The 14,347-nt window shown below is 68.8% G+C and carries 13 protein-coding genes; 8 read left to right on the top strand and 5 right to left on the bottom strand.

All coding sequences use genetic code 11. From position 1 onward, the window contains the following. Nucleotides 1–20: 20 nt before the first annotated feature. Nucleotides 21–1,292 carry an MFS transporter gene (locus ACFSJG_RS00790; RefSeq protein WP_378483293.1) on the bottom strand — a complete coding sequence of 424 codons (1,272 nt, stop codon included), beginning with the start codon at nucleotides 1,290–1,292 and terminating at the stop codon, nucleotides 21–23. A 55-nt stretch (nucleotides 1,293–1,347) separates the two neighbouring features. After that, entirely contained in the window at nucleotides 1,348–2,061 is a 714-nt protein-coding gene (gene pdxH, locus ACFSJG_RS00785) for a pyridoxamine 5'-phosphate oxidase (protein WP_378483292.1), read from the bottom strand. Between the two features lie 165 nt (nucleotides 2,062–2,226). Between pdxH and ACFSJG_RS00780 the strand changes: the two genes are divergently transcribed. The 3 genes from ACFSJG_RS00780 to ACFSJG_RS00770 all read left to right on the top strand — a co-directional run bounded on the left by ACFSJG_RS00780 (nucleotide 2,227) and on the right by ACFSJG_RS00770 (nucleotide 6,086). Continuing rightward, nucleotides 2,227–3,351: a citrate synthase 2 gene (locus ACFSJG_RS00780; protein ID WP_007529632.1), complete on the top strand. Its 1,125-nt coding sequence runs from the start codon at nucleotides 2,227–2,229 to the stop codon at nucleotides 3,349–3,351. A 43-nt stretch (nucleotides 3,352–3,394) separates the two neighbouring features. Beyond that, on the top strand, nucleotides 3,395–4,510 hold the full coding sequence (serC, locus tag ACFSJG_RS00775) for a phosphoserine transaminase (RefSeq protein ID WP_378483291.1): 1,116 nt from the start codon (nucleotides 3,395–3,397) through the stop codon (nucleotides 4,508–4,510). A gap of 121 nt (nucleotides 4,511–4,631) precedes the next feature. Further along, nucleotides 4,632–6,086: a flavin-containing monooxygenase gene (locus ACFSJG_RS00770; RefSeq protein ID WP_378483290.1), complete on the top strand. Its 1,455-nt coding sequence runs from the start codon at nucleotides 4,632–4,634 to the stop codon at nucleotides 6,084–6,086. 97 nt (nucleotides 6,087–6,183) lie between these two features. On the opposite strand, the gene ACFSJG_RS00765 is transcribed toward ACFSJG_RS00770, so the two are convergent. Next, on the bottom strand, nucleotides 6,184–7,203 hold the full coding sequence (locus tag ACFSJG_RS00765; RefSeq protein WP_378483289.1) for an NAD-dependent epimerase/dehydratase family protein: 1,020 nt from the start codon (nucleotides 7,201–7,203) through the stop codon (nucleotides 6,184–6,186). Between the two features lie 104 nt (nucleotides 7,204–7,307). Between ACFSJG_RS00765 and ACFSJG_RS00760 the strand changes: the two genes are divergently transcribed. The 4 genes from ACFSJG_RS00760 to ACFSJG_RS00745 all read left to right on the top strand — a co-directional run bounded on the left by ACFSJG_RS00760 (nucleotide 7,308) and on the right by ACFSJG_RS00745 (nucleotide 11,710). Continuing rightward, complete coding sequence (locus tag ACFSJG_RS00760; protein WP_378483288.1) at nucleotides 7,308–8,345, top strand: AraC family transcriptional regulator; 1,038 nt, start codon at nucleotides 7,308–7,310, stop codon at nucleotides 8,343–8,345. A 199-nt stretch (nucleotides 8,346–8,544) separates the two neighbouring features. Then, nucleotides 8,545–9,804 (top strand): DUF1254 domain-containing protein, encoded by a 1,260-nt coding sequence (locus tag ACFSJG_RS00755; RefSeq protein ID WP_378483287.1) that lies wholly within the window; start codon nucleotides 8,545–8,547, stop codon nucleotides 9,802–9,804. Nucleotides 9,805–10,067: 263 nt separating this feature from the next. Further along, nucleotides 10,068–10,628: a 2,4'-dihydroxyacetophenone dioxygenase family protein gene (locus ACFSJG_RS00750; protein WP_378483286.1), complete on the top strand. Its 561-nt coding sequence runs from the start codon at nucleotides 10,068–10,070 to the stop codon at nucleotides 10,626–10,628. Next, nucleotides 10,628–11,710: a zinc-binding dehydrogenase gene (locus ACFSJG_RS00745; protein WP_378483285.1), complete on the top strand. Its 1,083-nt coding sequence runs from the start codon at nucleotides 10,628–10,630 to the stop codon at nucleotides 11,708–11,710. The genes ACFSJG_RS00750 and ACFSJG_RS00745 overlap by 1 nt, the downstream gene beginning before the upstream one ends. An 81-nt stretch (nucleotides 11,711–11,791) precedes the next feature. Here the strand turns inward: ACFSJG_RS00745 and ACFSJG_RS00740 are convergent, their stop codons facing one another. After that, on the bottom strand, nucleotides 11,792–12,283 hold the full coding sequence (locus ACFSJG_RS00740; protein WP_378483284.1) for a nucleoside deaminase: 492 nt from the start codon (nucleotides 12,281–12,283) through the stop codon (nucleotides 11,792–11,794). Continuing rightward, nucleotides 12,280–13,152 (bottom strand): hypothetical protein, encoded by an 873-nt coding sequence (locus ACFSJG_RS00735; RefSeq protein ID WP_378483283.1) that lies wholly within the window; start codon nucleotides 13,150–13,152, stop codon nucleotides 12,280–12,282. The genes ACFSJG_RS00740 and ACFSJG_RS00735 overlap by 4 nt, the downstream gene beginning before the upstream one ends. Before the next feature lie 253 nt (nucleotides 13,153–13,405). On the opposite strand from ACFSJG_RS00735, the gene sepH reads away from it, so the two are divergent. Further along, nucleotides 13,406–14,302 (top strand): septation protein SepH, encoded by an 897-nt coding sequence (gene sepH, locus ACFSJG_RS00730; protein WP_378483282.1) that lies wholly within the window; start codon nucleotides 13,406–13,408, stop codon nucleotides 14,300–14,302. The last annotated feature ends 45 nt before the right edge of the window (nucleotides 14,303–14,347 follow it).

Raw genomic sequence — 14,347 nt, 5'->3', positions numbered from 1 at the left:
TCGTGCGGCCGGGAGCGACGTCACACGCCGCGTCCCACCCGGTACCGCAGGAACGCCGGGAACACCAGGCACGACACCGCGACGCCGACGACGACGAGCACGCCGCCGCCCGCCGCGGCGACCGCCGTCCCGAACGCGAACGCCGCGGCACCGTGCAGGACGTCCCCGATCCGGGGACCGCCCGCCACGACGACGATGAACACACCCTGCAGCCGGCCCCGCATGTCGTCGGGTGCGACCTGCTGCAGCATCGTGGATCGGAACGCCGCGGACACCATGTCGACCGCTCCACCGAAGGCGAGGAACCCGAGCGCCACCCACAGCAGCAGTGGCCCGGAATCCGGGTCGGCGAAGCCGACGGCGACACCGAAACCGACCATCGCCAGACCCCACAGCACGATGCACACGATCACCGCGAGTCCCTGCCGCCGCACGTGCGGCAGCCATCCCGAGAACACGCCGCCGAGGACCGCGCCCATCGACATCGCGGCGAACAGCAACCCGAGCGCGGTGCCGCCCGAGGCGGGATCACCGAACGTCTCGTGCGCGATCTCCGGGAACAGCGCCCGGCTCATGCCGAACACCATCGCGATGATGTCGACCACGAACGACGCGAGCAGGACCTTCTGCGTGGACAGGTATGCGAACCCGTCGAGAACGGATCGCAGCCCCGCGCGGGTCGTCGGCCCGGTCGGTGGGATCGCAGGGAGCCGGATCACCGCCCACAGCGTCGCGAACAGGGCGATCGAGTCGATGAGGTACAGACTCGCCAGGCCGATCGACGGGATCAGCACCCCCGCGAGGAGCGGCCCGGCGATGGCGCCGAACTGCACGACTGTCATGTTCAGCGAGTTCGCGGCGGGCAACTGCTCGCCGGGCACCAGCCGCGGGATGATCGCCGCCCGCGTGGGCTGGTTCACCGCGAAGAACGCCTGCTGGAGGGAGAACAGCCCGAGGACCAGCCACACGTTGTTCACACCGAGCGCCGCCTGGATCCAGAACAGCACCGACGTCGCGATCATGCCGAGCGTCGTGATCGTGATCAGCTTGCGCCGGTCCATCACGTCCGCGAGAGCGCCGCCCCACAACCCGAACACGACCAGCGGCACCAGCCCGAAGACACCGGTCAGTCCGACGTAGGCGGAGCTACGGGTGATCTCGTAGATCTGCTGGGGTACCGCGACGACGCTGAGCTGCGCGCCGATGACCGTAACGACGCCTGCCGTCCACAGCCGCCGGTAGTGCGGCTCGCGCAGCGGGGTGACGTCGGCGAGCAGACGGCGCTTGCGCACGGTCGCGGGTTTCGGAGGCTCCCGCCTCGTTCGAGTCACTAAGGAGTTCTACCAGTCACGGCTGGAGCCGCCGCGCGGACCATCCGTCGTCGCCGCGGGTGACGATCACCCGATTGTGCATGCGGTTCGCCCTGCCCTGCCAGAACTCCACGGTGGTCGGCCGGAGCAGGAATCCGCCCCAGCCCGGCGGCCGCGGCACCTCGGGGAGTGCGGCGAACCGCTCGGTGACCTCCACCAGCTGCGCGTCGAGCGCGGAGCGGGACTCGATCGGCGCCGACTGGTCCGATGCCCACGCCCCGAGCTGGGAGCCGCGCGGCCGGGTCCGCCAGTACGCGTCGGTGACCTCGCCCGGGACGCGTGACACCTCGCCGCGGACCGTCACCTGGTGGGCGAACTCCGTCCACGCGAACGTCGCCGACGCGTACGGGAACCGCTCGAGCTGGCGCGCCTTGTTCGACCCGTAGTTCGTGTAGAAGACGACACCGTCCTCGGACAGGCCCTTGCACAGCACGGTGCGCGAGGCCGGTCTGCCGTGCTCGTCCACCGTCGCGAGGACCATCGCGTTCGGCTCGGACGTCCCCTCCGCCCTGGCCTGGTCGATCCACCGCTGGAGCAGCGGCAACCAGCCGTCCGCTACGGTCGCGACGTCCAGATTCAGTTCCGGCACAGGAGAATTCGACTCCTGAACCGCGTACGCGACGCGCATCGCGGCAAGGTCGACGGGATTTCCCGCGCGCAGGTCGGCGGGTTCTTCGGCATCGGACGGCACAGCCGAACACGTTACTCCCGGGTATGCCCTGCTCACCGGCAACGTCCAACGGGATAGAGTTCGGGTGACCGCGGCCGACACGTGCCGCACCCACGCACGTGTGACCGACGAGACGGATTGGTGCGGCCCGGACCGGCGGCACTCGGATGAGGAGAATCCACGAGAATGGCACCGAGCGCGGCAGTACCCGAAGGATTCGTCAGCGGACTGGAGGGCGTCGTCGCCTTCACCAGTGACATCGCCGAGCCCGACAAGGACGGCGGCGCGCTGCGCTACCGCGGTGTCGACATCGAGGACCTCGTCGAGAAGGGCGTGACCTTCGGCGACGTCTGGGCGCTGCTCGTCGACGGCGAGTTCGGGCAGGGCCTGCCCCCGGCCGAGCCGTTCCCGCTGCCCATTCACACCGGCGACGTCCGCGTCGACGTTCAGGCCGGTCTCGCGATGCTCGCCCCGATCTGGGGCTTCGAGCCGCTCCTCGACATCGACGACGAGACCGCTCGCGAGAACCTCGCCCGCGCCGCCGTCATGGCCCTGTCCTACGTCGCGCAGTCCGCGCGCGGCATCTACCAGCCCGCGGTGCCGCAGAAGCGCATCGACGAGGCGAAGACCGTCACCGAGCGATTCATGGTCCGCTGGAAGGGCGAGCCGGATCCGGCGCACGTCGCCGCCATCGACGCCTACTGGGTGTCCGCGGCCGAGCACGGCATGAACGCCTCCACATTCACCGCCCGTGTCATCGCCTCCACCGGCGCCGACGTCGCGGCCTCGCTGTCCGGCGCGGTCGGAGCGATGTCCGGCCCGCTGCACGGTGGCGCACCGGCACGCGTGCTGCCGATGATCGAGGAGACCGAACGCACCGGCGACGCCCGCGCACTGGTCAAGGGCATCCTCGACCGCAAGGAGAAGCTCATGGGCTTCGGGCACCGCGTGTACCGCGCGGAGGACCCGCGCGCCCGGGTGCTGCGCAACACCGCCAAGCGTCTGAACGCCCCGCGCTACGAGGTCGCCGCCGCACTCGAGCAGGCCGCCCTCGCCGAGCTGCGTGAGCGTCGCCCCGACCGCGCCATCGAGACGAACGTGGAGTTCTGGGCCGCCGTGATCCTGGACTTCGCCGAGGTCCCGGCCGCGATGATGCCCGCGATGTTCACGTGTGGCCGCACCGCAGGATGGTGTGCGCACATCCTCGAGCAGAAGCGCCTCGGCAAGCTGGTCCGCCCGGCCGCCATCTACACCGGCCCCGAACCGCGGACCCCCGAGTCCGTCGCCGGCTGGGACAAGGTCGCCCGCTAACTTCTCTCCCGCCTCGTCACCATCAACGCACAAAGGACACTCGATGAGCACCCCGATCATCCCCGCCGACCTCAAGCCCGTCGACGGCCGTTTCGGTTGCGGACCCTCCAAGGTCCGCCCCGAGCAGCTGCAGTCGCTCGTCGATGTCGGCGCCTCCGTCTTCGGCACCAGCCACCGCCAGAAGCCGGTCAAGGACGTCGTCGGCCGAGTGCGCTCCGGCCTGCGTGACCTGTTCTCGCTGCCTGAGGGCTACGAGGTCGTCCTCGGCAACGGTGGCTCGACCGCGTTCTGGGACGCCGCCGCGTTCGGCCTGATCCGCGAGCGTTCGCAGCACTTCACCTACGGTGAGTTCTCGTCGAAGTTCGCCTCGGTCGCCAAGGGCAACCCGTTCATCGGCGACCCGATCGTCGTCTCCTCCGATCCGGGCAGCGCGCCCGAGATCGTCGCCGACCCGTCGGTCGACCTCATCGGCTGGGCACACAACGAGACCTCCACCGGTGTCGCGGTTCCCGTCTCCCGCCCGGCCGGGTCGGAGAACGCCCTCATCGCCATCGACGCGACGTCGGGCGCGGGCGGACTGCCGGTGAACATCACCGACTCCGACGTCTACTACTTCGCACCTCAGAAGTCCTTCGCCGCCGACGGCGGTCTGTGGATCGCGCTGATGAGCCCGAAGGCGCTCGAGCGGGTCGCGGAGATCAAGGACTCGGGCCGCTGGACCCCGGAGTTCCTGTCGCTGCCGATCGCGGTCGACAACTCCTTCAAGGACCAGACGTACAACACGCCCGCCCTGGCCACCCTGCTCATGTTCGCCAACCAGATCGAGTGGATGAACACGAACGGCGGCCTCGAGTGGACCACCGCGCGCACGAAGGACTCGTCGTCGCGGCTGTACGAGTGGGCCGAGGCGTCCGAGTTCGCCACCCCGTTCGTCACCGATCCGGCCCTGCGTTCGCAGGTCGTCGGCACGATCGACTTCAACGATGACGTCGACGCCGCAGCGGTCGCGAAGATCCTGCGTGCCAACGGCATCGTCGACACCGAGCCGTACCGCAAGCTGGGCCGCAACCAGCTGCGTGTCGGCATGTTCCCGGCGATCGACCCGGAGGACATCAGCCAGCTCACCAAGAGCATCGACTGGGTTGTCGGCCAGCTCTGACACACGGCTCCGCCAGACGCGGCCTCCGGCATTCGCCGGGGGCCGCTCGCGTGTGCGTGGCCTGTCGATCCCCGACCACCGATCCACCCCTGCGGAATCCGCAGCGTAGGAGGATGGGGGTGTGAACACCACTGCACCCGAGCACGTCGACGTGCTGATCGTCGGCGCCGGTCTGTCCGGCATCGGCGCCGCCCACCACCTGCAGGAAGCGTTTCCCGGCAGGAGCTACGCGATCCTCGAGTCGAGGGAGACACTCGGGGGCACCTGGGACCTGTTCCGCTATCCGGGGGTGCGGTCCGACTCCGACATGCAGACGCTCGGCTACCGATTCCGCCCGTGGACCGGCGACCAGGCCATCGCCGACGGCCCCGCGATCCTCGACTACGTCCGCGACACCGCCGCGGATGCCGGGATCGACCGGCGAATCAGATACGGGCACAAGGTCGTTCGCGCGGAGTGGTCGACGCCGGAGCGGCGATGGACGGTCACCGCCCGCCGCGGCGACGAGACCGTCACCCTCACCAGTCGGTTCCTGTACGCGTGCACCGGCTACTACCGCTACGACGAGGGGTTCACGCCGCACTTCGACGGCACCGACTCGTTCGGCGGCACCATCGTCCACCCCCAGCACTGGCCCGCGGGACTCGACACCGCCGGGAAGAAGGTCGTGGTGATCGGCAGCGGTGCCACCGCGGTGACCCTGGTGCCGTCGCTCGCCGTCGACGCCGAGCACGTCACGATGCTGCAGCGTTCGCCGACGTACATCGCGTCGCTGCCGTCGCGGGACAGGGCGATCAACCGGCTGCGCAGACTCGTCGGCCCACGGATCGCGTATCGGGTCGCCCGCGCCAAGAACGTCGCGTTCTCGATCTCCACGTACCAGCTCAGCCAGCGGCGCCCCGAGATCGTGAAGAAGTACCTGCGCAGAGCGCAGGAACGCCGCCTGCCCGCCGGGTACGACATCGACACCCACTTCACGCCGAGCTACGGTCCGTGGGACCAGCGTATGTGCCTGGTCCCCGACGGCGATCTCTTCCGCGCCATCCGGCACGGCACGGCGTCCATCGTCACGGACCGGATCGCCCGGTTCACAGAGACCGGGCTCGAACTCGAATCCGGCGCGACGCTCGACGCCGACGTGATCGTCACCGCGACCGGGCTGAACCTGCTCGCCTTCGGCGGCATCGACCTCACGGTCGACGGGAACCCGGTGTCGCTGCCGGACACCCTCGCCTACAAGGGCATGATGCTCGGCGGCGTCCCGAACTTCGTCTTCACCATCGGCTACACCAACGCGTCGTGGACGCTGAAGGCCGACCTCGTCGCCGAGTACTTCTGTCGCCTCCTCGCCCGGATGGACCGGACCGGGGAATCGATGTGCGTGCCGGTGAACGACGACCCGGCCCTCACCACCCGGCCGCTGCTCGATTTCGAGGCCGGGTACGTGCAGCGATCGCTGCACCTGTTCCCGAAGGCGGGGTCGCGGGCGCCGTGGCGGCTCGGGATGAGCTACCTGCACGACGTCGTCACGCTGCGGCACGGTCGCCTCGACGACGATGCGATGCGCTTCGGCTGACGTGCGGCCCGCCCGACGCCTCCGGCGCGTGGGCGCAATGTCACATCGTGCGCATCGAACGCGCACGATGTGACATTGCGCCCGAGAACAGAGCGCGTCAGCCGGCGATCAGTCCCGACTCGCGCGCCCAGTCCCGCACCCGGCCCATGCCCTCGTCGATCGAGACGACGGGCTCGTAACCGAGTATGGTCCTGGCCTTCTCGATCGAATAGGTTCCTGGCCGGTTCAGCAGCCACATGGTGCCGGCGCACAGGTCGCTCGGCTGCCCCAGGCGGCGCAGGATCCCGCCGACGACATCGGCGAGCGGCATGGCAACGGTCATCGGGAGGGTCCGGATCGTGCCCCCGCTCATCTCGGCGAGATGCCCGAAGAAGTCGGCGCACCGCACGCCGACGCCGTCGGTGACGGTGAAGACCTGGCCCGCGGCCTGGTCCGACGCGAGAATCAGGACCGCGCCGTCGACAAAGTTGTCGATGTACACGGGAGAGAAGACGCCGTTGCCGCCGTCCGGGAGGGGGAAGCCGGTCGGCTTGGCCATTTCGGCGATGGGCGAGCGCACCCACACGGATCCCGGGCCCCAGACGTCCCCGGGGCGGATGACGGTGACGTCGATCTCGCCTGCTCCGTGCGCCGCGAGCACGACCGCCTCGGAGTTGACCTTCGTGTCGGTGTAGACGTCGCCGTTCACCTGGATCGGATACGTCTCGTCGGCGCCGTCGGGAAAATCGAAGCCGAAGGCGGCGACCGACGACAGGTGGACGAAGCGCGATACGCCTGCACCGATCGCGGCCCGCAGCACTCGACTGGTCCCCATCACGTTGACCTCGCGGGCGCGGTCGAGGGGGTGGGCCGCTCCGAGCAGTGCTGCGGTGTGGATCACGGTGTCCACGCCGTCGAGGGCCGACGCCCAACTGCCGGGGTCGGTGGTGTCGCCGGCGACAACACCGTTGCCGGGATCGGCGACGAGGTCGACACCGCTGACCGCGGCGCCGAGTTCGCGCAGTCGTCGGCCGAGGGCGCGACCGATGAACCCGCTGGCGCCGGTGACGAAGATCGCGCGACCGGAGAGTGAGGGCGCCGGCCGCTCGGTAGCGCCGGTGTCGGTTGTGGAAGCCACGGTGTGATGCCTTTCGTCGCACGGATGTGGTGTGCCCCACACCATCCACCAGGCATTCGGTCGACTTCTTGACTTGAAGAGACAGGCAGTTGATCTTTGGAGACATGTCTGTGGTGCGTGGCACATCCCTGTCCGGATTCGTCGACGAGGTGACCAAGCTCGGCGGCGACCCGACGGAGATCCTCGGCCGGATCGGCATCCAGCCGGAGGCGGTCGGCGACTTCGACGCGTTCATCACCTACGCGGCACTCGCCCAAGCCCTCGAGGCCGCGGCCGCGTCGACGGCCACCCCCGACTTCGGTCGCCGGCTCGCGCGACGTCAAGGGATCGACATCTTCGGGCCGGTGGGCGTTGCCGCGCGAACCACCGCGTCGTTCACCGACGCCCTGACGGTGTTCGAGCGATACCTCTCCGCGTACAGCCCCGCGATCGCGATCGAAGTGATTCCGCAGTCCCACACCGAGACGGCCTTCTTCGAGTTCCGGGTGCTCGACACCGACCTCCCCCGGCACCGGCAGTTGATCGAGTTGTCGCTCGGCATCGCACTGCGTGTCTTCCGGTTCCTGCTCGGCGCGAGCTACACCCCTCTCAGCGTGCACCTGCCTCACCAGCCGCTCACCCCACGCGCCGACTATCTGCACTACTTCTCGTGCACTCCCCGCTTCGGCGAACCCCTGACCGGGTTCACCATTCAGGCGACCGACCTCGTACGCCCCCTAATCAGGGATGACGTGGCCCACCGCGCGATGATCTCCTACCTCGACACCGTGATCGACCGGTACGACGAGCGGCTCGCCGGGTCGGTTCGCGACCTCGTCCGACAGCTGCTCCCGACCGGATCGGCGACCCTTGCGGTGACGGCACGCCAGTTCGGGATGCATCCGAAGACGCTGCAGCGCCGCCTCGCCGACGAGGGAACGACGTTTGCGGATGTCCTCGACGACGTCCGTCGTACCCTCGCCCAGCGGTGGCTCGAGGACACGGACATGACACTTGCCCACCTGTCCCACGAACTCGGCTACTCGGATCAGAGCGTGCTGACCCGCGCGTGCCGCCGCTGGTTCGGGGTAAGTCCGGCGCAGTTCCGAGCGGAGTCACGGTCCAGGCGGAAGCACCGGACACATCCCGCGACAGCCGAGTGAGCTCCACCCTGTGTCGACCCGGCACCGCACCTGTCGACCGCCTCAGCCGACAGGTCGCCAACGCTCGTGGCGGGCAATGCACGAACCCCGTCGAGCGGCGTGCGTGAGGCAACTCGCCGCCCCGGACAATCCCGAAACCCCGGACGGTGCCGTGTTCGAATGTGGGCAACTCCAAGCGACACGAGGGAAGGGAAGCCGCGTGGGACCATCGGGGATTTCCGATCAGCTGGCCGAGGCCGCCTACCTCTACGCGTACTCGATGGACGAGGCATACAAGTTTCTGTACGAGACGACCATCGAACCGAGACTGCCCTTCAACGAGTTCCAGAAGATCCGGGACCTTGCCGACGACACGTACACGGCGCATCCCACGATCAACAACGACACCCTGCACCTTCAGGGTTGGTTCGACGTGGCGGCCGAACCGGTCGTGGTCACCGTTCCCGACTTCGACGAGGGCAGGTACTGGATCCTGCACACCATGGATCTCGGGCACTACACCACTGCGATGATCGGATCCCGGGTCCGCGGAACCAAGGGTGGCAGGTTCGTCTTCGCAGCCCGAGCGTGGGCAGGGACAGTGCCCGAAGGGATCGACGACGTCGTCCGGTCCGACTCGGACATCATCAAGGTCATGGGCCGGATCATGACCATCGGCGGCAACGACCTTGCCATCGCGAGGCAGTACATGGACCGCTGGACGATCGAGACGCTGTCACAGCATGTCGGCGTCGCCGGCCCGCCGCGCAAGGAGCGCGATTTCCCGGATCCCGAGTCGACCAACTGGATGCAACGGGTCAATTTCGTGCTCGGTGACGGATCGATGGCGGCGGCCGATGCGGACTGGCTCGAGCAGTACAGCGCGATCGGGCTCGGGCCGGGGCGAGACGACTTCACGGACATGCAGATCGCGTCGGCAGAACGCGGACGAACGCTCGGCATGAAGCACCTCGTCGATCTCGCGCCGGCCATGAGGAACGCGGGCGACCTCCTCGGTACGCGCGAGGATCTGCAAGCAGGTCCGAGGGATCTGTTCGCGGAAGGAACCTACCTCGGTCAATGGGGTCTTCCCCCGGCGGAATCCGTCTACATGAAAGTGGAGTCGGGGTCGGACGGACTGCCGATCAACGGATCGGGAGGGAAGAGGTATCGAACACGGTTCCGCGCCCCCGATGTCAGTGAGTTCTGGTCGTTCACGGTCTACGGAAATGACGATCGTCTGATGGCGCACAACGCGATCAACCGGCACAGTCGCGGTGACCGTACGTTGACGCCCGACTCCGAGGGCTACTACACGATCGAGTTGAACTCCGACGTCGAGTCCAATGCAGACCACCCGAACTTCCTTCCGATACCGGAGAAGGACGCCTATCTGATCCTGCGACTGTACGGGCCAAGCAAGGCGATTCAGGACGGCGATTACGCGATGCCCGTTATCGAGGTGGTCCCTCGAGATTGACGTCGGCGGGGCGGCGCGCTCGAACTTCGCCGCCCGGTCGTCACGTCCGAGGCGGTGCGGCCGACGCTTCTCTTGTCGTCCCGACCAAGCCGTGGCTGGCCGGCGTTCGAATGGTTCCGTGCTTGACAGCAGCAGAAGTCTCCTGTGACCTCCGGCACAACTTTGTCTCTGAACATCAAGCAGTTGTCCTCTCAGATCAAGAACGCGAGCGCGGCGGTCGGCATGATTCACCGCAGTACGCCGGACTTCTGAAAGGACCGCACATGACCCTCGCGACCAGCCCCGGACCTGCCTTCACGACCACCGGCGCTCCCCTGCCGGTGGTGGCCCTGCCCCAGGGTGAGCTGCTCAACGTCGACACCAACAACACCCCGCTCATCCGCGACGCCCTCGGCCCCGGCGTCCACTTCAAGCCGCTGCGCCTCGATCTGGAGAGCGGCGAGTGGGTGGTCCTGGCCACGTTCGCGCCCGGCGCACGGATCCCGATGCACTACCACACCGGTTCCGTCGACGCCTGGACCATCTCCGGATGCTGGTACTACCTCGAGTACGAGGACCAGAAGCAGACCGCGGGCACCTACCTCTACGAGCCCGGCGCGTCGGTCCACACCCTCGCCTGCCCGGACAGCAACGAGGAGGACACCGTGGTGCTCTTCCGCATCAGCGGCGCGAACGTCAACTTCAACGACGACGGCACGTTCCACTCCGTGCTCGACGCGGCACTGGTGCGCCACCTCACCGACGCGCTCGCGGAGGCGCAGTGCCTCGGGCCCGTCAACTACATCGGCGGCGGCGCTGCCGGTTTCAGCACCGAGGCGGTCTGATGCGCGCGGTGGTGATGCAGGATTCGACGCTGACGGTTTCCGACGTCCCGGAACCGGTTCCCGGTCCGGGCGAGGTCCTCGTCGACGTCCTCGCGTGCGGCATCTGCGGATCCGATCTGCACTGCGCGGCGCACGGGCCAGAGTTCAACAAGGCCACGGTCGGGGCCGCCGGCGTCGAACTGATGGACCTGTCGAAGCCCGTCGTGTTCGGTCACGAGTTCGTCGGCCGCGTCGTCGCGCACGGTCCCGGCACCGAGGGTCGTGTCCCCGTCGGCGCGCGAGTCGTGTCGATGCCGATCCTGCTGCGTGAACAGAACGTGATGCTCGGTTTCGCAGGCCCGGAGGCACCCGGCGCCTACGCGGAGCGGATGGTCCTGTCCGAGCCGCTGCTCATCGAGGTCCCCGATCACGTCGAGACCAGGGTCGCGGCCCTCACGGAGCCGCTCGCGGTCGCCTACCGGTCCGTGAACCGCGCGGAGATCAAGGACCACACGGTTCCTCTCGTCGTCGGGTGCGGCCCGATCGGCCTGGCCGTGATCGCCGTGCTCAAGATGAAGGGCGTCGGACCGATCGTCGCGGCCGACTTCTCCCCCGAACGGCGTGCACTCGCGGCCAGGCTGGGCGCGGACGTCGTCGTGGACCCGGCGGTGCAGTCACCGTACGAGGCGCTGCTCGGTGCCGCCGCGACCGACGATCCGGCACGGATGGCAACGCCGACCGCGATTCTCGGTCAGCTCCCGCTCCGCCCGACCGTGGCGTTCGAGTGCGTGGGTGCAACCGGGCTGCTGCAGCAGGTCATCGCAGGCATGCCACCCGGATCGCGGATCGTCGTGGCCGGCATCGCGCTCGGCCCCGACGGCATCGAGCCCGGTCACGGCATCCTCAAGGAACTCGACATCCGGTTCTCGCTGTACTACGACCCGCGGGAGTTCGCCGAGACGTTCGCGCACCTCGCGGCCGGCGACTTCGACGTCGAACCGCTGCTGACCGACACCGTCGGCCTCGACGGCGTCGCGGACGCGTTCGCGCAACTGGGCACCAATCCGCGGCACGCGAAGATCCTGGTCGATCCGACGCGCTGACCACCCGACGCATCCCACCCCGCACAAACGGCATCGTGTGCGGGGCGGGATGCGTTCTGTACAGCCGTGTCGCCGACCGCCTCAGGCCCGCGCATGCTCCTCGGCCACGAACCTGTGGAACGGGCCGAGGGCCTCGTCCCCGAGGTGCGGTCCGCTGACCTCGGCTCCCGTCCCCGCGGACGCGACGACGTCCGCGCAGCTCAGCGTGAACCGCGGGCCACCGGCGAGGATCGCACCGAAGTCTGCGGCGGCAGCGGCGAACACGACACGCCCCACCCCGGCCCACACCATCGCCGCCGCGCACATCGGGCAGGGCTCGCCGGAGGCGTAGACGACCGCACCGACGAGCCGGTCCGCATTCCCCTCCGCGCAGGCGGTGGTGATCGCGTCGAGTTCCGCGTGCTCCGTGACGTCGCCCGACGTCGCGACCGAGTTCGCGCCCTCGCTGACGACCTCACCGGCGGCATCCACGACGACCGCGCCGAAGGGTCGGTTCCCGGCGTCGCCGGTCTCGACGGCCAGCGCGGCCGCCCGCCGCAGGTGGCGGGTGTCGATGTCGTTCAGGCTGGTCATGACGATGCCTTCTCCTCGGTTGTGGCCGTCTGTTCGTCCGTGGTCCGCCCCAGCAGCGAGTTGGTGCCGATGCCCACCGCGATGAAGGCGATACCGAGCCACGTCGGCCCGCCGTCCATCGCAAGAGTGATGATGCCGATCGGGACGAGCCAGGTTGCCAGCGGTCCGACCAACTGGGCGATGCCGGGCACCGGCCCGGCGGACTCACCATCCTCGACCGCGGCCCGGGCCTCCACGACGTCCGGGTACCACTGGGTGAACTGGAGTGCGCACAACATCGCGGCGGTTTGGATCACCCAGCCGGTCCAGATGTTGTCGCTGTCGTCGAGGACGGCGTCGCCGACGAATCCCGCGACCGCCGCGACCAGGAACGCGATCGCCCAGGCACCGGTGATCACATAGTTGACCTGTAGGAATCTCGGCGTGTGCCAGTACTCCTCGTCCACCTCCTCGCGCGCGTACTGGATGGTGAACGGGATCCGCGCGAGCATGGATCCGGCCGCGACGAGAAACAGGGTGATGTTGGCGATCTCGCCGATCCACGTCTCCATCCACTCCTGGCCCGCCTCGTCGAGGAGGAAGTGCACGACCACGAGGGTCCCGAAGAAGACGACGTCGAGGACACCGAGAAGTTTGACCGACCGTCCGCGCACCCGGTCGACGACGAGGAACAGGACCGAGAGCGCGAGCGCGGCGCCTGCGGCTTCCTCCAGACGCCCCGGACCCTCGAACACGGCGAGCACGATCCACGGCGCCAGGCCGGTGAGCGGGCCGTCGAGGAGTGCGGCGAAGGCGTCGAAGGCGCGCCGCGCGGGTGACCGGGCACGCCCGGCCTCGGAGGTTTCGTCCTGGGAACCGCTGTCGACCATCGCTCAGCCCTCGCCACGAACCGTCCCGAAGGGGTACCGACTCCGCCACCGCGGACATCGGCTCGTCGCGTCGATCCTATCGCCCTGAGGGGTGTCCGCACGGGCGTTCCCAGGACCCCAACCCTCAAGGTGAACTAGAGACTATAACCCGACCCCCGCCGGTCGACCAGCCCCGGCTTGGCGTGTCGCCACCGCCACGCCGTCACGGTTGGTTACAGTCGGCCCCGGGCAATGTCGCGGCGAGGAGGACAAGGTGCGAGAACTCTCGGTGATCGGACTCGAGCCCGGCGGATCGCACGTGGTGTGCGCCGACTCCGAGTCCGGAGAACGTTTCCGAATCCCGGCCGACGACAAGCTGCGCGCCGCCTCCCGGGGCGACATCGCGCGCTTCGGGCAGATCGAGATCGAAACCGAAAGCCAGCTGCGCCCACGGGAAATCCAGGCCCGCATTCGCGCGGGAGCCACGGTCGAGCAGGTCGCCGAGGAAGCAGGCGTCTCCCTCAAGCGGGTCGAACGATTCGCACATCCGGTCCTCCTCGAGCGTGCCCGCGCGGCCTCCATGGCCCAGGGAGGACATCCGATCCGCGAGAACGGCCCGACTGTGGAGACCCTCGCGGAGATCGTGGCGATGGCCTTCCGCGCCCGCGGACACGAACTCGAGGACGCCGACTGGGACGCCTGGCGCGACGAGGACGGCCACTGGGTCGCCCAGTTGCAGTGGCAGGCGGGACGCACACGCAACGCGGCGCACTGGCGGTACCAGCCCGACTCGCACGGCGGCACGATCACCTCCCTCGACGCGGCGGCGAAGGATCTCCTGGACCCCGACTTCGGGCGCCCACTGCGGGGCCTCGCACCGCTCGCACTCGACCCGCCGCCCGTGGACGACGAGCCCGAGGAGGTCGACACCCTCGACCTCGATCTCGAGCCCCACCCGGCGACCACCGAGGACCAGACGGAGATCGTCGACGTGGAACCGGAGCCGGCCCCCGAGGAGGCTCACGACGCAGGCGTCGACGTCGCCGAGACCGACGACCACCAGCCCCGGCAGGCTCCGCAGCACCAGGGCAGCAAGGACAAGCGCGGCAAGCCGCACCTGCCGTCCTGGGATGACGTGCTTCTCGGCGTCCGCAGCAGCGGTCGCGGGTGACCTCCACTCCGACCCCCACCCCTTTCCTGTAACCTCCAGTCACAC

It is taken from the genome of Rhodococcus gannanensis (genome assembly GCF_042681175.1).
Classification (GTDB): Bacteria; Actinomycetota; Actinomycetes; order Mycobacteriales; family Mycobacteriaceae; genus Rhodococcus_G; species Rhodococcus_G gannanensis.
Note: the sequence above shows the minus strand (reverse complement) of the source record. Positions and strands in the feature narration are given on the sequence as shown.